Source organism: Arthrobacter sp. B1805 (genome assembly GCF_002929745.1).
In the GTDB taxonomy this organism is placed as follows: Bacteria; Actinomycetota; Actinomycetes; order Actinomycetales; family Micrococcaceae; genus Arthrobacter_D.
The window spans coordinates 205,880-227,327 of sequence record NZ_PJIQ01000006.1; the positions used below are offsets into that span (position 1 = coordinate 205,880).

At 67.9% G+C, this 21,448-nt stretch carries 23 protein-coding genes and 1 tRNA gene; 14 read left to right on the forward strand and 10 right to left on the reverse strand.

The genetic code is table 11. The features are described from left to right. The first annotated feature begins 93 nt into the window (after nucleotides 1-93). Both CXQ96_RS09105 and CXQ96_RS09110 read left to right on the forward strand, forming a co-directional pair. Nucleotides 94-2,370 carry a carbon starvation CstA family protein gene (locus CXQ96_RS09105; RefSeq protein WP_104117712.1) on the forward strand — a complete coding sequence of 759 codons (2,277 nt, stop codon included), beginning with the start codon at nucleotides 94-96 and terminating at the stop codon, nucleotides 2,368-2,370. Beyond that, nucleotides 2,370-2,579: a YbdD/YjiX family protein gene (locus CXQ96_RS09110; RefSeq protein ID WP_104117713.1), complete on the forward strand. Its 210-nt coding sequence runs from the start codon at nucleotides 2,370-2,372 to the stop codon at nucleotides 2,577-2,579. The genes CXQ96_RS09105 and CXQ96_RS09110 overlap by 1 nt, the downstream gene beginning before the upstream one ends. A 64-nt stretch (nucleotides 2,580-2,643) precedes the next feature. Here CXQ96_RS09110 and CXQ96_RS09115 read toward each other — a convergent pair whose 3' ends face one another. After that, entirely contained in the window at nucleotides 2,644-3,420 is a 777-nt protein-coding gene (locus CXQ96_RS09115) for a hypothetical protein (RefSeq protein WP_104117714.1), read from the reverse strand. A gap of 45 nt (nucleotides 3,421-3,465) precedes the next feature. Continuing rightward, the gene (locus tag CXQ96_RS09120) at nucleotides 3,466-4,473 is read right to left on the reverse strand and encodes an ABC transporter ATP-binding protein (RefSeq protein WP_104117715.1); all 1,008 of its coding nucleotides are present in this window, start codon (nucleotides 4,471-4,473) and stop codon (nucleotides 3,466-3,468) included. A gap of 113 nt (nucleotides 4,474-4,586) precedes the next feature. On the opposite strand from CXQ96_RS09120, the gene CXQ96_RS09125 reads away from it, so the two are divergent. The 6 genes from CXQ96_RS09125 to CXQ96_RS09150 all read left to right on the forward strand — a co-directional run bounded on the left by CXQ96_RS09125 (nucleotide 4,587) and on the right by CXQ96_RS09150 (nucleotide 9,052). Continuing rightward, nucleotides 4,587-5,939 carry a sensor histidine kinase gene (locus tag CXQ96_RS09125; RefSeq protein WP_181036409.1) on the forward strand — a complete coding sequence of 451 codons (1,353 nt, stop codon included), beginning with the start codon at nucleotides 4,587-4,589 and terminating at the stop codon, nucleotides 5,937-5,939. Beyond that, a complete protein-coding gene (locus CXQ96_RS09130; protein WP_104117716.1) occupies nucleotides 5,936-6,538 on the forward strand; it encodes a DNA-binding response regulator in 603 nt (200 codons plus the stop codon). Before CXQ96_RS09125 ends, CXQ96_RS09130 begins: the two co-directional genes overlap by 4 nt. A 37-nt stretch (nucleotides 6,539-6,575) precedes the next feature. Beyond that, the gene (locus CXQ96_RS09135) at nucleotides 6,576-7,184 is read left to right on the forward strand and encodes a bacterial proteasome activator family protein (RefSeq protein WP_104117717.1); all 609 of its coding nucleotides are present in this window, start codon (nucleotides 6,576-6,578) and stop codon (nucleotides 7,182-7,184) included. A gap of 7 nt (nucleotides 7,185-7,191) precedes the next feature. Further along, complete coding sequence (locus CXQ96_RS09140) at nucleotides 7,192-7,647, forward strand: hypothetical protein (RefSeq protein ID WP_104117718.1); 456 nt, start codon at nucleotides 7,192-7,194, stop codon at nucleotides 7,645-7,647. Nucleotides 7,648-7,749: 102 nt separating this feature from the next. Next, complete coding sequence (locus tag CXQ96_RS09145) at nucleotides 7,750-8,589, forward strand: aldo/keto reductase (protein ID WP_104117719.1); 840 nt, start codon at nucleotides 7,750-7,752, stop codon at nucleotides 8,587-8,589. 220 nt (nucleotides 8,590-8,809) lie between these two features. Continuing rightward, nucleotides 8,810-9,052, forward strand: a complete 243-nt coding sequence (locus CXQ96_RS09150; protein WP_104117720.1) for an acyl carrier protein — start codon at nucleotides 8,810-8,812, stop codon at nucleotides 9,050-9,052. 103 nt (nucleotides 9,053-9,155) lie between these two features. On the opposite strand, the gene CXQ96_RS09155 is transcribed toward CXQ96_RS09150, so the two are convergent. Continuing rightward, nucleotides 9,156-9,231 (reverse strand) — tRNA-Thr (locus CXQ96_RS09155). A gap of 219 nt (nucleotides 9,232-9,450) precedes the next feature. On the opposite strand from CXQ96_RS09155, the gene CXQ96_RS09160 reads away from it, so the two are divergent. After that, nucleotides 9,451-10,197: an HAD family hydrolase gene (locus CXQ96_RS09160; protein WP_104117721.1), complete on the forward strand. Its 747-nt coding sequence runs from the start codon at nucleotides 9,451-9,453 to the stop codon at nucleotides 10,195-10,197. Here CXQ96_RS09160 and CXQ96_RS09165 read toward each other — a convergent pair. The 3 genes from CXQ96_RS09165 to tmk are packed head-to-tail and all read right to left on the reverse strand — an operon-like array spanning nucleotide 10,152 to nucleotide 13,572. Further along, the gene (locus CXQ96_RS09165) at nucleotides 10,152-11,738 is read right to left on the reverse strand and encodes an alpha/beta hydrolase (protein ID WP_104117722.1); all 1,587 of its coding nucleotides are present in this window, start codon (nucleotides 11,736-11,738) and stop codon (nucleotides 10,152-10,154) included. The genes CXQ96_RS09160 and CXQ96_RS09165 overlap by 46 nt on opposite strands. Further along, nucleotides 11,735-12,928, reverse strand: a complete 1,194-nt coding sequence (locus CXQ96_RS09170; protein WP_104117723.1) for a DNA polymerase III subunit delta' — start codon at nucleotides 12,926-12,928, stop codon at nucleotides 11,735-11,737. The genes CXQ96_RS09165 and CXQ96_RS09170 overlap by 4 nt, the downstream gene beginning before the upstream one ends. Continuing rightward, on the reverse strand, nucleotides 12,925-13,572 hold the full coding sequence (gene tmk / locus CXQ96_RS09175; RefSeq protein ID WP_104117724.1) for a dTMP kinase: 648 nt from the start codon (nucleotides 13,570-13,572) through the stop codon (nucleotides 12,925-12,927). The genes CXQ96_RS09170 and tmk overlap by 4 nt, the downstream gene beginning before the upstream one ends. 81 nt (nucleotides 13,573-13,653) lie before the next feature. On the opposite strand from tmk, the gene CXQ96_RS09180 reads away from it, so the two are divergent. Together CXQ96_RS09180 and CXQ96_RS09185 are read left to right on the forward strand one after the other, a co-directional pair. Continuing rightward, nucleotides 13,654-14,838, forward strand: a complete 1,185-nt coding sequence (locus CXQ96_RS09180; RefSeq protein WP_104117725.1) for a PLP-dependent aspartate aminotransferase family protein — start codon at nucleotides 13,654-13,656, stop codon at nucleotides 14,836-14,838. Between the two features lie 71 nt (nucleotides 14,839-14,909). Next, entirely contained in the window at nucleotides 14,910-15,239 is a 330-nt protein-coding gene (locus CXQ96_RS09185) for a DUF2516 family protein (protein WP_104117726.1), read from the forward strand. A 15-nt stretch (nucleotides 15,240-15,254) separates the two neighbouring features. On the opposite strand, the gene CXQ96_RS09190 is transcribed toward CXQ96_RS09185, so the two are convergent. Then, nucleotides 15,255-15,977 carry a class I SAM-dependent methyltransferase gene (locus tag CXQ96_RS09190; RefSeq protein ID WP_258058999.1) on the reverse strand — a complete coding sequence of 241 codons (723 nt, stop codon included), beginning with the start codon at nucleotides 15,975-15,977 and terminating at the stop codon, nucleotides 15,255-15,257. A gap of 166 nt (nucleotides 15,978-16,143) precedes the next feature. On the opposite strand from CXQ96_RS09190, the gene CXQ96_RS09195 reads away from it, so the two are divergent. Next, a complete protein-coding gene (locus tag CXQ96_RS09195; RefSeq protein WP_104117728.1) occupies nucleotides 16,144-16,890 on the forward strand; it encodes a phosphoglyceromutase in 747 nt (248 codons plus the stop codon). Nucleotides 16,891-17,022: 132 nt separating this feature from the next. Here CXQ96_RS09195 and phoU read toward each other — a convergent pair whose 3' ends face one another. Continuing rightward, nucleotides 17,023-17,682 (reverse strand): phosphate signaling complex protein PhoU, encoded by a 660-nt coding sequence (gene phoU / locus CXQ96_RS09200; protein ID WP_104117729.1) that lies wholly within the window; start codon nucleotides 17,680-17,682, stop codon nucleotides 17,023-17,025. Nucleotides 17,683-17,851: 169 nt separating this feature from the next. Here phoU and CXQ96_RS09205 point away from each other — a divergent pair, with 169 nt between their 5' ends. Beyond that, entirely contained in the window at nucleotides 17,852-19,105 is a 1,254-nt protein-coding gene (locus CXQ96_RS09205; protein WP_219816117.1) for a cell wall metabolism sensor histidine kinase WalK, read from the forward strand. Then, nucleotides 19,102-19,782, forward strand: a complete 681-nt coding sequence (locus CXQ96_RS09210) for a response regulator transcription factor (protein ID WP_104117730.1) — start codon at nucleotides 19,102-19,104, stop codon at nucleotides 19,780-19,782. Before CXQ96_RS09205 ends, CXQ96_RS09210 begins: the two co-directional genes overlap by 4 nt. A 73-nt stretch (nucleotides 19,783-19,855) precedes the next feature. Here CXQ96_RS09210 and CXQ96_RS09215 read toward each other — a convergent pair whose 3' ends face one another. Next, nucleotides 19,856-20,386, reverse strand: coding sequence for a hypothetical protein (locus CXQ96_RS09215; protein ID WP_104117731.1), 531 nt, complete (start codon nucleotides 20,384-20,386; stop codon nucleotides 19,856-19,858). Nucleotides 20,387-20,559: 173 nt separating this feature from the next. Next, a complete protein-coding gene (locus CXQ96_RS09220; protein ID WP_104117732.1) occupies nucleotides 20,560-21,219 on the reverse strand; it encodes a peroxiredoxin-like family protein in 660 nt (219 codons plus the stop codon). Nucleotides 21,220-21,448: the final 229 nt, after the last annotated feature.

A 21,448-nucleotide genomic window follows, 5' to 3' on the forward strand; every position in this document is an offset into this window, starting at 1 on the left:
CGCAATCCCTCGCCGTGCAGGTTTGCCATGTGACGCAAGCCTCACTACGTTGCTACCTTCGTGTGCATCACACTCTCGCACTCGAGGAGCATCATGAGTAAGAAGCAGAGCGGATCCCACCAGCACGCCGACGTGCTGGTGACGGATTCGGACCTGCCCGCGGTCGCCGTCGACCCGCAGCAGGCTGAAGCAGAAGACCGCCGGTGGACACCGGCGAAGATCGCACTCTGGATAGGCATCGCACTCCTGGGCGGTATCGCTTGGACGATGCTGGCCATCGTCAGGGGCGAAACAGTCAACGCCATCTGGTTCGTCTTCGCCGCGGTCTGTACGTATCTGATCGCCTACCGGTTCTACTCGAAGTTCATCGAGCGGAACCTTCTGAAGCCTGATGATCGACGCGCTACGCCTGCCGAGTACAAGGCCGACGGCAAGGACTATGCGGCCACCGACCGGCGCGTCCTCTACGGTCACCACTTCGCCGCGATCGCAGGAGCCGGGCCACTCGTGGGCCCTGTGCTCGCGGCGCAGATGGGTTACCTCCCCGGAACGCTCTGGATCATCATCGGCGTGATCTTCGCGGGTGCGGTGCAGGACTACCTCGTGATGTTCTTCTCCATGCGCCGCGGGGGCCGTTCCCTCGGCCAGATGGCACGCGAGGAACTGGGCGTCATCGGTGGTACCGCCGCGCTGATCGCCACGCTCGCCATCATGATCATCATCGTGGCCATCCTGGCGCTCGTCGTCGTGAACGCCCTCGGTGAGAGCCCGTGGGGCGTGTTCTCCGTCTCGATGACCATCCCGATCGCGCTCTTCATGGGCGTCTACCTGCGCTACCTCCGGCCGGGCAGGGTCACCGAGGTGTCGCTGATCGGTTTCGCGCTGCTGCTGCTGGCCATCATCGGCGGCGGCTGGATCTCCGAGACGGCCTGGGGCGTCGATCTCTTCACGCTCGACCGCATCACCATCGCGTGGGGCATCATCATCTACGGCTTCATCGCCGCCGTCCTGCCCGTCTGGCTGCTGCTCGCCCCGCGCGACTACCTCTCCACCTTCATGAAGATCGGCACGATCATCATGCTCGCCGTCGCGATCGTCATCACGCGGCCGGAGATCAGCGTCCCCGCCATCACGCCGTACGCGACGTCCGGGACCGGCCCCGTCGTCGCAGGCACGCTGTTCCCCTTCCTGTTCGTGACCATCGCCTGCGGCGCGCTCTCGGGCTTCCACGCGCTCATCTCCTCCGGCACGACCCCGAAGATGATCGAGAAGGAACGCCAGACGCGCTTCATCGGCTACGGCGGAATGCTCATGGAGTCCTTCGTGGCGATCATGGCACTGGTCGCCGCGCTGTCCATCGACCGTGGGATCTACTTCGCCATGAACTCCTCGGCCGCAGCCACCGGCGGAACCATCGAAGGTGCCGTCACCTTCGTGAACGGCCTCGGACTCACCGGCGTCAACCTGACCCAGGAGGCCCTCAGCACCATGGCGTCCAACGTCGGGGAGGAGTCCATCGTCTCGCGTACGGGCGGTGCGCCCACCCTTGCCGTCGGCATCGCGCAGATCATGCAGGGCGTCTTCGGCGGCGCAGGCATGATGGCGTTCTGGTACCACTTCGCGATCATGTTCGAGGCGCTGTTCATCCTCACCGCGGTCGACGCCGGAACCCGCGTGGCACGGTTCATGCTGCAGGACAGCATCGGGAACTTCGTGCCCCGCTTCCGCGACACCTCCTGGCGCGCAGGAGCGTGGATCTGTACGGCGATCATGGTGGCCGGGTGGGGAGCGATCCTCATCATGGGCGTCACTGATCCGCTGGGCGGCATCAACACGCTCTTCCCGCTGTTCGGCATAGCCAACCAGCTGCTCGCGGCGATCGCGCTCGCGGTGTGCATGGCGATCTGCGCGAAGAAGGGCATGTTCCGGTTCCTGTGGATCCCGGCCCTCCCGCTCGCGTTCGCGTCCGTGGTGACCATCACGGCGTCGTTCCAGAAGATCTTCTCCTCGACTCCCGCGATCGGCTACTGGGCGCAGCACACGGCGTTCAAGGACGCGCTGGCAGCAGGCGAGGAGAGCTTCGGCACGGCCAAGACCGTGGCCGCCATGGAAGCCGTGGTCCGTAACACGTTCATCCAGGGCACACTGTCGATCTTCTTCGTCGTGCTCTCGATTATCGTGATCATCACCGCGATCCTCGCCACCGTCCGGGCCTACCGGCACGGCGGCGGCAAGGAGAACGAGGACCCGGCGGTGCCGTCGCGCACCTTCGCGCCTGCGGGCCTCATCGCCTCCCCGGCGGAGAAGGAACTGGAGGCGCAGTGGGCAGCCCTGGAGCCGGGAAAGCGGCCTGCGAGGGCGGGCCACTGATGACCGTCCCACAGGTCCTGCACCGAGCGCGGGATACAGCCCGTGAGTTGGCCTGGCTGTTCAAGGGCGTGATGGGGGAAAACGCCTACCAGGCATACCTCGACCACCACGAGCACTCCCACGCGGGCGGTCTGCCGATGACGGAGAGGGAGTTCTGGCGGGACAAGACCGACCGCCAGGACGCCAACCCGGAGGGCCGCTGCTGCTAGCGGCTGACCCACGACGAAGCCCGGCGCCTCCCGAGGGAGCGCCGGGCTTCGTCGTGTCCGTGCCTCAGCGCTTCTCCCACCGGAAGCGCCGGGCGGCGATCCGGTACGGCAGCAGGACCCAGGCGACAAGCACGACGGCGGCGACCGCCACTGAGACGTCGAGCGGTTCGGCGCCCCAGCCGGCCATCAGGAGGTTCTGCAGTGCACCGCCCGGCGTGAGGCGGGAGATCACCTCGAGGCCGTCGTCGAACCCGGTCCAGAAGAAGCTGCCGACGACGACGGCGAAGAAGGGCAGGGTGGTGATCTGGGCCGCTGCGGCGGACGGCGTGTAGATGCTGGTGAGCATGCCGGCGGTCGCACAGAGGGCGAGGAAGCCGAGGACGGCCCCGAGCACGACAAGGGGCCGGGTGGGCGCATCCACGCCGGCGATACCGAAGCCGACGGCGATGATCGCGAGTTGGGCGGCGACCAGCGCCACGATGGGGGCCAGCATGCCCAGCCAGATGACCGTGTCCGACGACTCGCCGCTGCGCAGCCGCTTGAGGAACAATTCCTGGCGTCGCGTCGCGAGGGTCGTGGTCGCGGTCAGGTAGACGCCCAGCAGGGTGACGATCATGAGGGTGAGGCCGGCCATGATTGCCATGCCCATGGGACCAACCATCTGGTCGGCGCCGATGAAGAACATGTAGACGGCCATGGCGACCGGCATGAGCACGGCTCCGGTGAGGACCGTCTTGTTGCGGAAGATGATGCGCAGTTCCATGAGCGCGATGGACAGGACGCGGGCGGCGGCGGACGGGGCCCGGAGGGCTGTCGAGGGAGCATTCGGAGCGGTTGTCATGGTTTCTCCTGGTGGACGAGGGTTCGGGGGTGGCAGTGAGGCGCGTCAGGCGGTGTCGCCGAGGCTCACGCGGCGGAAGACGGCGGCGAGGGATGCCTCCGACGCGGACAGGCGGTCCAGCCGGATCCTGTTCTCGTTTGCCCAGGACAGTACTTTCCAGAGATCCTGCTGGAGGTCGAGCGACGGCACGGTCACCTGCGTGGTGGCCGGTGTGGGCGTGAACTCCGGAGCCAGCCCCATACCGGTCAGGCGAAGGACGTCGACGGACGCGTCCACCTCGAACGAGATGGCCGACGGTTCACGGCGCAGGACCTCCGGGAGCGTGCCTTCCACGGCGATCCGTCCACCGTGCATGATGGCGAGGCGGTCCGCGTAGGCCTCCGCCTCCTCGAGGTAGTGCGTTGTGAGGACCACCGTGGTTCCGGCGTCCCTCAGGCTTCTGACCAGCTCCCACGTCCGCTCACGGGATTCCGGGTCGAGGCCCGTGGTCGGCTCGTCGAGGAACAGGAGGTCCGGTTCGTTGGCCGTCGCGAGCAGGAGGTCGAGGCGCCTGCGCTGCCCGCCCGAGAGCATCTTGACCCGGGTCGACGCCTTCCCTGCGATGTCGAGGACGTCGAGGCCCCGGGCGATGACGTCGTGGCGGCTCAATCCCCGCTGGTTCGGCGACGAGAGCCTGAGCCACAACCGGCACGTCTCCTCGACCGTCAGGTCATCGGCGAAGCCGGCCTCCTGCAGCATGATCCCGAGTCGGGGCCGGATGGACGCCCTGTCCCGGTACGGGTCGCCACCGAGGACGGTTACCGTTCCGGCGGTGGCGGGGCGGTGGCCCTCGAGGGTCTCCATGGTGGTGGTCTTGCCGGCACCGTTGGTGCCGAGCAGGGCGAAGAACTCGCCGTTGCGGATGGTCAGGTCGATGCCGCGGACGGCCTCGTAGGAGCCGTAGCTGCAGCGCAGGCCCTGCGCAGAGATGGCGATCGTGTCGGCCGGTTGTCCTGGTGCGGAGGGGCTGCCCTGTGTGGACCGGAGTGCCGGGGTGCTGGATGAGGTGGTCATGGCTCAATCCTTCCGGTGGCCCCGGCGGTGCATCAGTGGCCGGACGTCACCTCCTTGCGGGTCCTGACCCACGCCGGATCAATGACATATGTCATGGTCCTACGATGGACGCCATGGCACTCTCCACGGATCGACGCACCCTGCAGGAACCGGACGCGGGAACTGCTCCGGACCGCGCCGCATCCGAAGCAGGCCGCGGTGTCCGGGCCACCTGGCGCTACACGGTCGGGTCCATCGTCCTGTACTGCGTCTTCGTGAATGGCATCAGCACCCTCCTGATGCTCGGCAGCGGGGAGCCCGGGTGGCAGCTGCTCGACGGCGTGGTCCTGGCTCTCACCGTCGCGTCCACCACGGCGCTGATCCGCTACTGCTGGTTCTTCCGCGGCGGCCTGGGCGCGGGCCTGCCCGGTCGCCGCTACACGCTGTGGCTGCTGATCCCCAGTGCGGCCCTGTGGGTCCTCGGGCTGGCACAGGACCACACGGTGTGGATCGGGGCACTGCCGCTCTGGTTCGCCTGCAATGCCCTTGCCGTCGTCGTCAGCCGGCGTAGACGGTGGTGGGTGACTGGTGTGGGCCTGGTATTGCTCATCGTGCACGGTCCGCTCGGCCTGATCCTGGGGCACGCCATGAGCGGACCGTTCTGGGACGAAGGGGGCATGATCTCGGTAGCCCTCTGGGCGCTGATGACGCCCCTGCTCTTCGTGGCGAGTATCTGGTGGTGGGAGATCGTGCTGCGCCTCGATGACAGCCGTCGTACCTCGGGCGAGCTGGCCGTCGCCAAGGAACGCCTCCGCTTCGCCGCTGACCTCCATGACATCCAGGGTCACCACCTCCAGGTCATCGCTCTGAAGACGGAACTCGCGGGACGCCTGCTCGACTCCGATCCGGAGTCCGCCCGCACCCAGATCAACGAGGCTCAGGCGCTCGCTCGTACCGCCCTCGAGGACACGCGCGCGCTCGTGCATGGCTATCGGGCGGTGTCCCTGGCCGCCGAGGCCGCCAACGCCGCGGAAGTGCTTCGGGCAGCCGGCATCGCCTGTTCCGTCGACGTCGACGCTGTCGGGCTTCCGCCCGAGGAGCGGACCCTGTTCGGTCTCGTGATCCGCGAGGCGACGACCAACATCCTGCGCCACAGCGAAGCGACCACCGTGGCGCTCCGCCTCGCGCGGTCACGCGGCGGTTTCGTCCTCACCGTCAGGAACGACGGCGTGGCCGAGAACGGGACGTCGCGTCCGGGTGGCTCGGGGATCGACGGACTCCACCGTCGGTTCGAGGCGGTCGGTGGTGGCGTCCATACCGAACGGAGCAACGGAGAGTTCATCCTGGTCGCTACTGCTCCGGGGCAGGCACCGGACGACGGCGGGGCGGATTCGTCCGCCGATTCAGGCGTAGCACCCGTCCCCGCCGGTTCCCGTGCTCGCAGTGGAAGCACCGCGACCGACCTACCCCTGGGGGATCAGCCGTGATCCGCCTGATCCTCGCCGATGACGAGCATCTGATCCGGGGTGCACTCGTGGCCCTGCTGCGGCTGGAGCCGGACATCGACGTCGTCGCGAGCACCGACAACGGGAGCGATGCGGTGCGCCTCGCCAGGGAACACGCTCCCGACGTCTGCGTCCTCGACCTCGAGATGCCGCCGACCGACGGTATCTATGCAGCGGAGGAGATACTCCGGAGCGTCGCCACGCGCGTCGTGATCGTCACCCGGCATGCCCGTCCCGGAGTGCTGCGGCGCGCGCTGACGAGCAGGGTCGCAGGGTTCGTGCCGAAGTCCACCCCCGCAGACCAGCTCGCGAATGTCATCCGGGACGTCGCCGAGGGGCGCAGGTATGTCGACCCGGACATCGCCGCGAGTGCCCTCACGGGCGAGTCCTGCCCCCTCACCTCACGCGAGCTCGACGTCCTGCGGCACGGGCGCCAGGGCGCCAGCCTGCAGACGATAGCGCGGGAGCTGCACCTGGCGCCGGGAACCGTGCGCAACTACGTGTCGTCGGCGATGACGAAGCTCGACGCTCCGTCCCGTCACGAGGCGGCAGCCATCGCATGGGAACAAGGCTGGATCTGACGTGCCCGGCTCCGGGCGGTTGTGGGAGCATAGCGTCATGACTGAACAGCAGCCGGCCAGTCCCTTCGATCCCGCCCCAGGGGCTGTCCCCGTTCCCCAAAACGGCGGACCGGCCGTGCCTTCAGGCGCTCCGGGCGAGGCCGACGGGCGTCCCGCCTCCCTCGCCGAGCTCGTGGACGAGCCCGCCAAGGTGATGCGCATCGGCACCATGCTCAAGCAGCTGCTGGAGGAGGTCCGCACCGCACCGCTCGACGACGCCGGGCGGACGAGGCTCGCCTCCATCCATGAGCGCTCGGTGAAGGAGCTCGAGGACGGCCTCGCGCCGGAGCTCGTCGAGGAGCTGCACCGGATCAACCTGCCGTTCGACCAGGGTTCGACTCCGACCGACGCGGAACTCCGCGTTGCCCAGGCACAACTCGTCGGGTGGCTCGAGGGCCTTTTCCACGGGATCCAGGCGGCGCTCGCAGCGCAGCAGATGGCGAATCAGCAGCTGGCAGCCCGCCTCCAGCTGCGGCAGTTGCCCCCCGGCACCGTGATCGCACCCGGTGTCGTGGTCGGCGAGGACGGCGAACCCAAGCGCACTCCCCTTGCACCCAGCGCCCAGGCGTCTCCGGCGGACACGCACGGGCCGGGCCAGTACCTGTAAGTCGTAGGTGGCATTCTTCGCAGCGGCTCGGCAGGGACGCAAGGACGACGCCGAGCTGGGCACCGGGGTGTGGCGGCGGGCGCACGACCGGTTCCGCCGCGGCCTCGACCGCTACCACCAGATCCTCGAGGGCATCGAGGACGACGACGTCTACAACGAGCTCGTCGCGGTCGCCGACGACCTCGGTGCCATGCTGCCGCGCGTGCGCGCTCTCTGCGTGCGGGCCCAGGCCTCCTCGCCCAGTACCGGACTCGACATCCCCGGGGCGCTCCTGCAGGTCCACCGGGCGCTGTCGCGTGCGGGCAACACCCTGGCGACGACGGCGGAGGCCGCCGCGATGACCAGGCTCGACGGCGAACGATGGGGAATCGCGTCCGCCGGGCTCGACAACGTGCGTCGGCGTGCCCGGCTCGTGGCCGACGACGTCGAGGAAGCCGAGCGCGCGATGCCGGGCGCCGAGTAGCACAACCGACGGGTCTCCTGGCATCCAGCCCGAATGCCTCGCAGGCTGATGGTTGTCGGTGGAAACAGAAATAAATGCGCTGCGCTCGTGGTTCCCGCCTGTATGACTACATCACCAAGCCTTAAGTTCCATGACGGCAACACCATCCCGCAACTCGGATACGGTGTGTGGCAGGTCGAGGACAACGTCGCCGAAGATGTCGTAGGAAAGGCCTTCAAGGCCGGTTACAGGCACATCGACACCGCGAAGATCTATGGAAATGAATCCGGCGTAGGACGCGCGATCGCCGCGTCGGGACTGAGCCGTGACGAAATGTTCATCACGACGAAGCTGTGGAACGCGGACCAGGGTTACGAGAGCACGCTGAAGGCCTTCGACGAGTCGATGGAGCGCCTCGGACTCGAGACGTTGGACCTCTATCTCATCCACTGGCTGCAGCCCAAGCAGGGCAAGTACATGGACACGTGGAAGGCTTTCGTCGAGCTGCAGAAGCAGGGTCGCGTAAAGAGCATCGGCGTCTCGAACTTCACCGTCGAGGCCCTGAACGAGATCATCGACGAGACCGGAGTCGTTCCCGTCATCAACCAGGTGGAGACCCACCCGTACCTCAGCCAGCCGGAGCTGCGCGCGTTCGAGGCCGAGAAGGGGATCCTCCACGAGTCATGGTCCCCCCTCGGATCCGGCAAGGGGCTCCTGGACGACGCCGTATTGCAGGAGATCTCGCAGAAGCGTGACGCCACCCCGGCGCAGGTGGTCCTCGCCTGGCACCTCGCTCTCGGCAACGTGGTGATCCCGAAGTCGGTGACCGAATCGCGCATCATCGAGAACTGGGAGTCGCTCGACGTGACGCTCGAGGACGAGGACATCGAGGCCATCAACGGTCTGGACAAGGGTGCAGCCGGCCGCATCGGCGCCGACCCTGCGACGTCCGACTTCGCCTAGGGAGTTCCTAAACTAGGAAGCAGCGGTTGAGGAGGGCCACCCGGCGACGCCGGGTGGCCCTCCTTGTCCGGGCGCTCGAGCCGCTTCGGAGGAGGACACCCGGACTAACAGACTCCGGATGGTGGAGCGAGCACTTCGGGCGGTTCGATTCCCGTTGCAGCCCGAAAACAGCGCGTCCTAGCCTGACACCACCTGTTCATACGAAGCATGGAGGTGCCTCATGGCTACTGGAGAAACCGGATTCGACGACGTCTCATTCGACCTCATCTCACTGCAGTACCACTCGCTGAAAGCCGGGCATGACTACGGCCAGTACGTTCGCGACGCTCGTAACGCCGGTCGCGACGACATCGCTGAATTTTTCGAGCAGGTCATGGCCGAGGATTCCGAGCGTGCTGCCAGGTGCCATGCGTTCCTCGGGGAGCTGACGAAGTCCTCGGAGTCCGGTCCGGCGATGAGCTGATCGCCGGCCGACGTCGCAACGGCGGGTGCCCATGGCGCCCGCCGTTGCCATGCCTGCCGACGCGCATGAAAAAGCCCCGGTGGCGGAACCTCCGGGGCTTACGTGGAGCCTCCTGCCAGAGTCGAACTGGCGACCTTCTCATTACGAGTGAGACGCTCTACCGACTGAGCTAAGGAGGCAATGCTTCCTGGTCCGGAGTGTGCCCGGTGTCCAATCCACAAGCCACAACTTTATAGGAGATCCCGGCTCGGGGTCAAAATGAGCGCGGTGGTCAGGATTTCGCACCCAGTTCACCAGGCCGCCGCCTCTGGGTCGCCCGCGGGCAAACGGCATGGCGGAGCGTGGAACGTACCCGTCTCTGCGACCCGAGCGGGATCGGCCGGCAAAGGGGACGCCGCATGGCGCAGCACCGCTCATTCTCGCTCGCAGTCATCGACATGGCGGGGACCACCGTCAACGAGGGCGCCCTGCAGGAGAAGGCCTTCACGCAGGCGCTGGCGTCGCACGGGGTGGCCGGGGGCACCAGCGCCTTCGAGAGGATGACGGCTTACGCGCGGCGGAGCATGGGTACGTCCAAGGAACTGGTCTTCCGCCACTTGTTCAACGATGCGGTCACCGCCGTGAACGTGAACCGTACGTTCGAGACCGCGTACGACAACCTGCTGGCGGGGCACGGCGTGGAACCGATCCCCGGCGCCGAAGACGCTATCCTGGCGCTGCGCGATGCCGGGCTGAAGATCTGCCTTGCCACCGGCTTCGGCCGTCATACCCAGAACATGATCCTGGAGTCACTCGGCTGGATGGGACTGGCGGATCTCAGCCTCTGCCCCTCGGACGCAGGGCGCGGCCGCCCGTACCCGGACATCATCCTGACCGCCGTCCTCGCCCTGGATATCGAGGACGTGCGCTCGGTCCTCGTCGCCGGAGACACGACATCCGACGTGATCGCGGGACAGCGCGCCGGAGCGGGTGCGGTCATCGGGGTCCTCACGGGCGCGCACTCGGAGGCGGAGTTGCTCGGTGCAGGGGCCGACGTCGTCCTGCCCTCGATGTGCCATCTCCCGCAGTGGCTGTTGTCCGCGCCGCTCAGCGGCAGTCCTCAGCAGCGTGTGTCATCCTTCGGGACCGTTCCGTCGATGAAGTAGTCGTCCACGAGGTCGAGGATGCAGTCGTTCGAACGGCCGTACGCCGTGTGCCCCTCGCCCTGCCACGTCACGTGCACTCCCGATTCGAGCTGCTCCGCGAGTGCCGTCGACCATTCGTACGGCGTCGCGGGGTCGCCGGTGGTGCCGATGACCACGATGGGATCCGCACCCTCCGCCCGCAGGGGAGCGGGAGCGAGCACCGGAGGATATTTCCACGGAGCGCATGTGATGCCGCCGAAGGCGAGAAAGCGCCCGAAGGTCGGTGACGCCGTAATGAGCTCCTGCTCATCCGCGAGCATCTGCGCCGGGTCGCTCGTCATGGGGTAGTCGAGGCAGTTGACCGCAAGGAACGCCGCCGTCGAGTTGGTCGCGTAGGTGCCGTCCGGGCTGCGCTCCGCGGCGAGGTCGGCGAGGTACAGCATGTCCGATGCATCGCCGTTCAGGGCGGCGGTGACGGCCTGGGTGAGCGTGGGCCAGTTCCTGTTGTCGTACAGGGGCAGGATGAATCCCTGGACGAAGGTAGAGACGGGCACGAGCCGGCCGTCGTCGGCGGTCATCGACTCTCGCTCGACGGCTGCGAACAGGTCCTGGATCTGGCGGACGCCGTCGTCGACCGTCCCGGTGTAGGGGCACTCGTCGCCCTGCAGGCACGCAGCCACGTAGGCGCGTACCGCCCGCTCGAAGCCGCCTGCCTGTCCGAGGGTGATGGCCTCGTTCCCCAGGGACGGGTCGATGGCCCCGTCGAGGACGAGCCGCCCTGCCCGATCGGGGAAGAGCTCGGCGTAGGTCGCCCCGAGCTGGGTCCCGTAGGAGAAGCCGAGATAGTTCAGCTTCTCGTCGCTGACCAGCGCGCGCAGGATGTCCATGTCCCGGGCGGCCGACTCGGTGTCCACGAATCCGAGCAACTCGCCCGTGCGCTCGGCACACAGGTCCGCGTACTCCTTGGCATCCGCCGTCATGAGCGCGAGGAGCTCATCCTCGGAAGCATCCGCGGGGTAGGACTCCTGGCGGGTCTCGTCCTGCTCTGCATCCGTGTAGCACGTAACGGCGCTGGACCGGTTCACTCCGCGGGGGTCGAAGCCGAGGATGTCGTAGTTCTCCCGCAGACGGTCGCTCGCTACGTAGTCGAGGGAGTCCCTGACGATGTTGACGCCGGAACCCCCGGGTCCGCCCGGGTTCACGAGGATTGTTCCCTGTGCTTCCCCCGTGGCGTCCGAGCGGATGGCAGCGATGTCGATGCTGCTGCGACCAGGGTCGCCGTAGTCGAGCGGCACCTCGATCGTGGCGCAGGCGAAGGACCCCTCGCAGCTCTCCCACCGGACTTCCTGGGTGTAGAAGCTGTGGAGGTCCCCGGGGACGTCACCGATGGCGGTCGGATCCGCGGCTTCCACGCCGGTGGCAGGGGCATCAGCCGTGTCGTCGGGCGCGAGCAGCGTGCATCCCGACAGGGCGACGACGACGGCGGCGGATGCGGCAAGGACAGCTCGCGCACAATGGCGCGGCCCCCGTCGGAAGCGGTGTGGTGCGGTTCCAGCGCTCATCGGTCGAGGTCCTTCCGGGACAGCAGGCTCACCATCATCGCCTCGATAGCGAGGAGGGGCGACACATTGGTGCTGACGAGCCGCGTGCGGACCTCGTTGATCGTCTCGAGTCGCAGGAGGGTGTCCTCCGCGCTCTCCCTGTGGGCGAACTCCTCGAGTTCGGGCCGGAGGGGCTCGTTGACGAGGAACTGGGCGCCGCCGAGTTGCAGCATCAGCACGTCGCGGTAGAAGGAGATCAGGTCCGTCAGCGCACGGTCGAAGTAGTCGTTCTTGGACCGTTTGGCCCGGCGCGTCTGGTCCTCCTCGAGCCGCCTGACCTGCGCGCGCATGGAGGGCGGCAGGGTGCCGGCCTCCGGGGCGCCGAGGGTTGCCAACAGGGCGGCCCGCTCCTCGGCGTCGCGCTGCTCGAAGGAGCTCTGCGCTTCCGCCTCGGCCAACTTGACGAGGTCCGCCGCTGCACGCATGGCGCCGGATACCGATCGCAGGGTCAGTGGCAGTCGGACGATCTGGTTGCGGCGTTCGCGGGCGCCGTCGTCCGTGGCGAGACGCTTGGCGACGCCGATATGGCTCTGGGCGGCACGTGCGGCCGCTTCAGCCGTCGCCGGATCGATTCCGTCGCGCGCCACCAACAGATCCGCGACGTCCTGCACCGGTGGCAGCCGGAGGCCTACCGACCGGCAGCGCGACCGGATGGTGACCAGGACATCACCCGGACTCGGCGCGCAGAGCAGCCAGATGGTGCGTGGCGGCGGCTCCTCGATGGCCTTGAGCAGCACGTTGGTGCTGCGCTCCTGCATGCGGTCCGCATCCTCGACGATGATGATGCGCCAACGGCCGGTGGAGGGCTTGTCCTGCGCCTTCCTCACCAGCTCGCGGGCCTCGTCGATGCTGATGGTCACCTTCTCCGTGGTGACGTTGGTGAGGTCCGCGTGCGCTCCCGAGAGGACGGTGCGGCAGGCCTTGCAGGTACCGCAGCCGCGCTCGCCCAACGCCTCACGCTCGCACAGGAGCGCGGCGGCGAACGCGCGCGCTGCGTTGGAGCGCCCGGAACCGGGCGGACCTGTGAAGAGCCACGCGTGGGTCGGCGCACCGGACTGGGCGGCGCGGCGCAACTGCTCGACGACCTGCTCCTGACCGCGGAGATCCGCCCACACCCCGGTCGCGGGAAGACTCTCCGTGGAGGCGCTCATGCCGTCACTCCGGTCAGGGCTTCGAGGATGGCGCGGTGGAGATCCTGGGGTGAGCCGGTGGCGGCCAGTACGAGGTACCGTTCCGGTTCCTCCTGTGCGAGCTCGAGGAACGCCGCCCGGATGCTGGCATGGAACCCGTCGGGTTCGGACTCGAGTCGGTCCTCCGCGGCGGCACCGGAAGTGCGGCGCGTGCGCCCCTCCGCCGGATCGACGTCGAGCAGCACGGTGAGGTCGGGACGGAGGCCGTTCGTTGCCCAGAGGTTCACGTCCAGCACCGCCTGCGGATCGAGGCCGCGGCCGGCTCCCTGGTAGGCGACGGAGGAATCGATGTACCGGTCGCACACGACGACGTCACCGCGCTCGAGGGCGGGCACGATGACCTGCTGTACGTGGGCGGCGCGTGAAGCGGCGAACAGAAGGGCTTCCGTCCGGGCGTCGATCTCGCCGTGTCCGTGCTCGAGCACCAGTGATCGCAGCTTCTCCCCGATGGGCGTGCCACCCGGTTCACGCGTGCGGACGACGGCACGTCCGCTGCCCTCGAGGGCGCGGCAGAGCAGTGCGGCCTGCGTGGACTTGCCGGCGCCGTCGCCGCCCTCGAGCGCGATGAACAGCCCGGGAAGCCCGTGCGGGAGGGGAAAGGTCACGCGCCAAGCCTACCGAGTACCGGCGACCTTTCCGTCGGTAACACTTGCCGGGGCGCCGCGACCCGGCGCTAGGCTCGGGGGATGGCATCCGAGCTCTCCGACCTCGCCCCCGACACCCTGACCGTCGCGGCGGGACGACCTCCCCGCGAGCACGATGCGCCCGTCAATGCGCCGATCGTCCTCTCGACCACCTACCACGAGACCCGTGCACCTGTAGCGGGCGACCGCATCTACGCCCGAGGCTCCAACCCCACGTGGGATCCCTTCGAGGAAGCCCTCGGGGCGCTCGAGGGCGCCGACCTGCCGGCCCTGGTCTTCGGTTCGGGCCTCGGCGCCGCTGCGGCAGCGCTGTCCCTGGTGCCCACCGGGGGAGCGGTCGTCATGCCGCGCCACGCCTACGCGGGTTCGATCAGCCTCGCCGCCGGCCTCGCCGCCACCGGCCGCTTCGAGCTGCGCACCGTCGACATCGCCGACACCGCGGCCGTCCTCGCGGAACTCGACGCGCTCGCCGCGCGGTTCGACGCCGGTCAGGTGATGCTGTGGCTCGAGAGCCCGACGAACCCGATGCTCGAGGTCGCAGAACTCTCCGTCCTGACCGAGGCCGCCCACGCCACAGGCGCCGTCGTCGTCGCCGACAACACCTTCAATACGCCGATCGTCCACCGGCCGCTGGAGGCCGGGGTCGACGTCGTGCTCCACTCGGTCACCAAGTGGCTCGCAGGCCACTCGGACGTCGTACTCGGCGCCCTGGTCACCTCGGACGCCTCGCTCCGCGAACGTCTCCTCGCGCACCGGACCCTGCACGGTGCGATCGCCGGACCGTTCGAGGTGTGGCTGGCACTCCGCGGCCTGCGCACGCTCGCCCTGCGCATCGAGCGGAGCCAGTCGACCGCGGCAACGCTGGCCCACCGGCTCGCGGACCACCCTGCCGTGCGGCGCGTGCGCTACCCGGGCCTGGCATCGGATCCCGGGCATGAGCGTGCGGCCGCCCAGTTCAACGGCTTCGGCGGCATCGTCAGCATCGAGCTCGACGACGCCGCGACCGCGGACGCCCTCGTCACCGCCGTGAGGCTCTGGCTGCCGGCGACGTCGCTCGGCGGCGTGGAGTCACTGATCGAACGACGACGGCGCCAGGCTGCCGAGCCGCTCACTGTCCCCGAGTCGCTCGTGCGCCTCTCTGTCGGGATCGAGAACCCCGAGGACCTGTGGTCCGATCTCGACCAGGCGCTGCGGCAGGCAGCCGGCGGGCGTGACGGCGGGCTCTGACGCACGTCGACGTACGCGTCACGATGACATCGCCGGTGCGGCGCGTCGGGCGGGCCAGCTAAGCTGATCGTGTGGCTCTCGTATACGCAATCCAGTACTACCTGTACTTCGCGCTCGGCCTCGTGGCCCTGGGCATCGAGGTGTGGGCCTTCTCCGACTGCGTGCGACGCCCGGGCACGGCCTTCGAAGCGGCCTTCAAGCGGACCAAGGGCTTTTGGCTCGCCCTCACGGGCGGTGCCGTCGTCGTCGGGCTGCTCTCCACGCTCGGCGGCCGGGGCGGATTCAACCTCTTCCAGCTGGTCGCCATCGTCGCGGCCTGTGTCTACCTCGCGGACGTCAAGCCCGCTGTCAGCCAGACCTCGGGCAGGGGCGGCAACCAAGGCCCGTACGGTCCCTGGTAGGACCACGAGGAAGAACTAGGCCGGATCCACCGCGTGCCACGCCACGGTGACCTCGCCGAGGCGCCAGCGCGACGGTCCATCGAGCAGCGGCCAGCCGTCGGCCTTGAGCGCTGCACACATCGCACTCCACCGCTGCTGGTTGCCGAACGAGGCGAGCGCTGCGGCGTCGAGCCACGCCCGGTCCATGGCCCGCAGATAGCCGTGGATGCGCTCCCCCTCCACGTTCCGGTGGATCAGGGCTTTCGGTAGCCTCTCCGCGATATCGGAGGGAAGCGCGAAGGCGCCGAACCTCAGCGAGATGCTGAGAGACACCGGCCCGGAGACATCGAGGGCTGCCCAGCTGGAGCGCCGGCCGATCTCGTCGCACGTTCCATCGACGAAGAGCCCGCCGGGCGCCAGCCGAGCGCGGACCTCCTCCCAGTAGGCCGCGTACTCGTCCTCGCCGTACTGCCGCAACACGTTGAACGCGCGGACGACGACGGGCCTCCGCCCGTCGAGCGGCAGTTCGAAGCCCCCTTGCCGGAAGCTGAGGCCGGGCCGAGCGAGGGGCTCCGCGGCGGCGACCCGCGCCGGGTCGATCTCGATGCCGACCACTTCGACGTCGTCGCGCACCGACTGCAGCCGCGCGAACAGCTCCACGGCGGTGACGGGGGCGGCACCGTACCCGAGGTCCACGACGAGCGGATCGACCGCGCGGCGGAGGCGGAATCCCTGTGGCCCCGCCAGCCAGCGGTCCATGCGGCGCAGTCGATTGGGGTTGGTGGTGCCGCGGGTGATGGTCCCGAGGGGCTTCTGGGAACGCCGGCGCAGGGACACTCATCAAGGGTAGGTCACCCGCTTAACACTCGCGGAACAGGGCGTCGCCGGCATGACCGCCGCACTGCGATACGGCAGACTAGGAGCCATGACCTACACACTGATCCTGCTGCGCCACGGGCAGAGCGAATGGAACGAGAAGAACCTCTTCACCGGTTGGGTGGACGTAGCACTCACAGCGAAGGGCCGCGAGGAAGCCACGCGCGGCGGCCATCTCCTGACGGAGGCCGGGATCCTTCCCGACATCGTGTACACATCGCGTCAGAAGCGCGCCATCATCACCGCGAACCTCGCACTCGAGGCGGCCGACCGCAGCTGGATCGACGTCAAGCGCAACTGGCGGCTCAACGAGCGCCACTACGGCGCACTGCAGGGCAAGGACAAGGCCCAGACCCTCGCGGAGTTCGGCGAGGAGCAGTTCATGGAATGGCGCCGGTCCTACGACACCCCGCCGCCCCCTCTGGCGGACGACAGCGAGTACTCGCAGGTTGGCGACCCCCGGTACTCGGACCTCGGCGACTCCGTTCCCCGCACCGAGTGCCTCAAGGACGTCCTGGACCGCTTCCTGCCCTACTGGGAGTCCGACATCACGGTCGACATCAAGGCCGGCAAGACCGTCCTGATCGCCGCGCACGGCAACTCGCTGCGTGCTCTCGTGAAGCACCTCGACGGCATCAGCGACAAGGACATCGCGTCGCTGAACATCCCCACGGGCATCCCGCTCGTCTATGAGCTCGACGAGGACCTCACACCCGTCAAGGCCGGCGGTACGTACCTCGACGCCGATGCCGCGGCAGCCGCGATCGAAGCCGTCGCGAACCAGGGAAAGCACTAGCCGCGGAGCTTCGGCAGGCATGCGTCACAACAGAACGACGGCGGTCCACGGAAAGTGGCCGCCGTCGTTCTTTTCTGCGGGTTGTTCATCCCACCGGTCAGGAGTGGTCGTTCTCCTCTCCGGCCAGAAGTGTCAGTTCAGCGGTGCGCTGGGCTGCCATTCTCCCGTGACGAGGTAGGTCACCTTGCGGGCCACTGACACGCCGTGATCGGCGAAGCGCTCGTAGTAGCGGCTGGCGAGGGTGACGTCGACGGTCGTCGGCGCGCTCTCGTTCCAGTCCTCGGCGGCGACGGCCTTGAAGACGCCGGCGTGCAGCTCGTTCACGCGTGCGTTGGCGGCACTGATCTCATTGCCCAGCTCGAGGTTGCGGGTCTCGAGGAGCTCCGTGACCTTGGCAGCGATCTGCACGTCGAGTTCGGCGAGTTCGTCGAACGTCGGCCGGATGCTCTCCGGGATCACGTTGGCGGGGAACCGCAGGCGTGCCAGTTGCGCCACGTGACGGGCGAGGTCGCCCATGCGCTCGAGGGAAGCACTCATCCGGAGCGCGCCCACGATCATGCGGAGGTCGGACGCCACGGGTCCCTGGAGTGCGAGGATGTCGATCGCCCGCTCGTCGAGGCTGTTCTGCAGGAAGTCGATGCGCGCGTCGGCGGCGATGACTTCCTGGGCGAGTTCGGTGTCGGCGCCCTGGAAAGCGCTGTTGGCCTTCTGGATGGCCTCGGACACCAGCTGAGAGATCTCAATCAGCTCTTCGCCGATCTGGTGTAGCTCGGCCTGAAAAACCTTGCGCACGTGGGCTTCCTTCCCTGGAAGTATCGAATCAACCGTTGTCACAGTTCTGCCGACGACCCTTCCAGCCAGCGATGAACTGTTACCCCGCTTTATGTGAACGTTAGTTGAACCCCCTACCTAATGCCACCGGATAGGCCTGGGCTGGAAATCCAGAGCATAAGCTTGGTCCGTGGACCCCCTTCTCCTGACGCTCGTGGCCGGGCTGGTAGGCCTCGCCCTCGGCGTGAGCGGCATGGCGGCGTTCCGTGCGAGCGAGGCGCAGCGGCTCCGGCTGCTGTACGAGGACGAGCCCTCGCTGCCCGACGGCGCGGCGGAGGTCCTCTCGATCATCGGACGGGCCTACGTGATCGTGGATGCGATCGACGGCGTCGTCCGCGCGAGCCCTGCGGCCTACGCCTTCGGCCTCGTGCGCGGGCACACCGTCGTCCACTCCGAGCTGCTCGACCTTACGGCTCGGGTCCGGCGGGACGGCGTGATCGAGCAGGAGCAGCTCGAGCTTCCCCGCGGGCCCCTCGGCCAGGGCACCATCGTGGTGCAGGTCCGTGTCGCCGCCCTGGGGGCCGAGTACATCCTCATCCTTGCCGACGACCGTACCGAGATCACCCGGAGCGAGGAGATCCGCAACGATTTCGTCGCGAATGTCTCCCATGAACTGAAGACACCGGTCGGCGCCATCTCGCTCCTCGCCGAGGCGATCGACGACGCCGCCGAGGACGAGGTGGCCGTGCGCCGCTTCGCCCAGCGCATGCACAAGGAATCCGGACGACTGTCGGCGCTCGTGCAGGACATCATCGAACTCTCCCGGCTGCAGGGCGCCGACGTCGTGCGCCGAGGCAAGGCGGTGGACATCAACTCGGTCGTGGCGGAGGCCGTGGACCGCAACAAGCTTCCGGCGGAGAGCAAGCAGATCGAGATCGTGGTCGGCGGCTCGGTCACGATGCCGGTGTACGGTGACCGTGATCTCCTGATGACGGCCTTCCGGAACCTGATCGACAACGCGATCCGCTACTCGCCCGAGGGCACGCGCGTGGGAGTGGGCGTCCGTTCGAGGGACGGCCTCGTGCAGGTCTCGGTCACGGACCAGGGCGCCGGCATCACTCCTGAGGAGCAGGAACGGATCTTCGAGCGTTTCTACCGCATCGATGCCGCTCGGTCCCGCCAGACCGGAGGAACCGGCCTCGGCCTCAGCATCGTCAAGCACGTGGTCGCGAACCACGGCGGCGAGGTGACAGTGTGGTCGCAGGCCGGGCAGGGCAGCACGTTCACGGTCCGCCTGCCCGAGATGGAGGGGACCACCGACGACGACGGCGCTGCCGGCGGCACGTCGGCGGCCGGGAGCGGTGAAGTGTCGGCGCACGGCGCCGACAGGAAATCAGCGAAGAAGGGCAGCGCGGCTGTCCATGAGCAGGGAGTCAAGGCTTGAGCCGAATTCTGATTGTTGAGGACGAGGAGTCGTTCAGCGACCCGCTGTCCTACCTCCTCGGCAAGGAAGGCTTCGAGGTGTCCGTCGTGGACAACGGTCTCGACGCCGTCACCGAGTTCGACCGGTCGGGAGCGGACCTCGTGCTGCTGGATCTCCAGCTGCCCGGCCTCTCGGGAACGGAGGTCTGCAGGCAACTGCGTCAGCGCTCCAGTGTTCCGGTCATCATGCTCACGGCGAAGGACGCCGAGATCGACAAGGTGGTGGGCCTCGAGCTCGGCGCCGACGACTACGTCACCAAGCCGTACTCGTCGCGCGAGCTCGTCGCGCGCGTCCGCGCGGTGCTTCGACGCCAGGGGGAACCCGAGGAACTGATCTCGAACACCATCCAGGCCGGTCCCGTTCGCATGGACATCGAGCGGCACGTGGTGAGCGTCGACGGCGAGCAGGTGGCACTTCCGCTCAAGGAGTTCGAACTGCTCGAGATGCTGCTGCGGAACTCCGGCAGGGTCCTGACCCGGGGGCAGCTCATCGACCGCGTCTGGGGATCCGACTACGTGGGGGACACCAAGACGCTCGACGTCCACGTCAAGCGGTTGCGCGGCAAGGTGGAGCCCGATCCTTCGAGCCCTCGCTACCTCATCACCGTCCGCGGGCTCGGCTACAAGTACGAGCCGTAGCAGATCCGGGACGCGAGAAGACGGAACTGCCCGCCCCCTGCTTGCAGGGGGCGGGCAGTTCCGCGTCGTGGTCCTAGTGGCCCTCGGCTGCTTCCTCGGTCGCGGCAGGCTCGCTCGGTCGCGGTGTGTAACCACCAGGTACGAACTGGCGGTACTCCTCGAGCGTGCCGTCGAGCACGGGCACCTCGAAGGTCGCCACTTCGCCCGCGACACCGAAGTCGACCTCGATGAGGGACCCCGGGATGTCCTGCAGTCCCTCGAGGGTGCCGTCATCCCCGATCTCGTCCTCGAACTTGAACTGGCCCTGGCCCTGGATCGTGATGCTCGTCGGTGCTCCACCGGCCCGGATGGACAGATCCACGGGTTCGTCGCTCGTGTTGAAGACGGTGCCGATCAGGCGCCCGGCCGTGTCATCGTCCCGACCCACCACCAGGATGTTCCGCAGCAGTACCGGCCCGAGATCCTTCACGATGCCGTCCGACGGTGCATAGGGAGTGGTCGTGAACTGTTCCGCGGTGAAGCTGCAGCCGGAGACGCCCAGCATGATCAATACGGCGCCGGCAGCAACGGACTGCTGCACTCGGTTCTTCGGTGCGTTCTTCACAGCACAAACTCCTGGGGTTCAACAGGTTGGACAGATGCGTAATCAGGTGCGGACCTATCCACCAGACTATCGGCAACGCCGGCGAATCGTGGTGTCGGTTCAGCCTGCGCGACGACGGATTGCATCCGGATACGCCTCGATGCTCCGCTGCCGATACGGGGTTGCGCCGCTCATCAGGGAAGGTGCTGCACTGCCTCGAGGATCTCGCCGACCTCGGTGCGCGAGGTGTAGTCGGTGCGCACGTCGACGAAGCGCATGGTCCCCGTGCCGTCCACGACGACGACGGTGGGGAAGGGAATTCGCGCGGTGTCGTCGGCGTTGTGTTCCGACACGTCGAATCCGAGCTGGGTGTGGGCGCTACGCGCCTCGGGGCTGGGCTCGGTCACGATCCCGAGGGCGGCGGCGAGTTCGTTGACCGGATCGGAGAGGACCTCGAAGCCGAGCTCGCCCGCCTGGACCGCGGCCTCACTGCCTTCGGGAGCCTGCGGGCTCACTGCGACCAGAGTGACTCCTCGCTCGGTGAGAGCGGGCAGGAGGTCACGCTGATAGGTCTTCAGTGTGATGTTGCAGTACGGGCACCACGCACCCCGGTAGAACACCAGGACAGCGGGACTGCTGGCCAGTACCTCCGACAGTCGGACCAACTCGTTCCTCCGAGTCAGCAGCGTCGCGTCGGGAAGCTTCTCGCCCGCCGACGCAACGGCGTCGGGAGTGCCTGCTGTGCGCAAGTCTGCCTGTTCCTGTGCGAAGGTCGCCGCCAGTACCGGACCGATCTGCGCTTCGAAGTCCTGATTGAACTCGGCTACCTGTGACTCGATGCTGACACTCGACACGACGTTCTCCCTCTCGACCGGTGAGCCCGGGTGGGCCTGGCTCCGAGACTAGGCGCACCGGGACGGAGGATCCGCGCGTCGCGTCACACGTGGACACACTGCAGGGCCAGGCGGCGTCGATGGGTCGTCTAGGCATGGCGACGTGCTCGCTGCGGGTGGGCGGAAGCGCCGTACCGGCCCCTGCTGCAGATGCATCGCCGACTGCGTGGCGTCGCCGGGCGGACGGTCG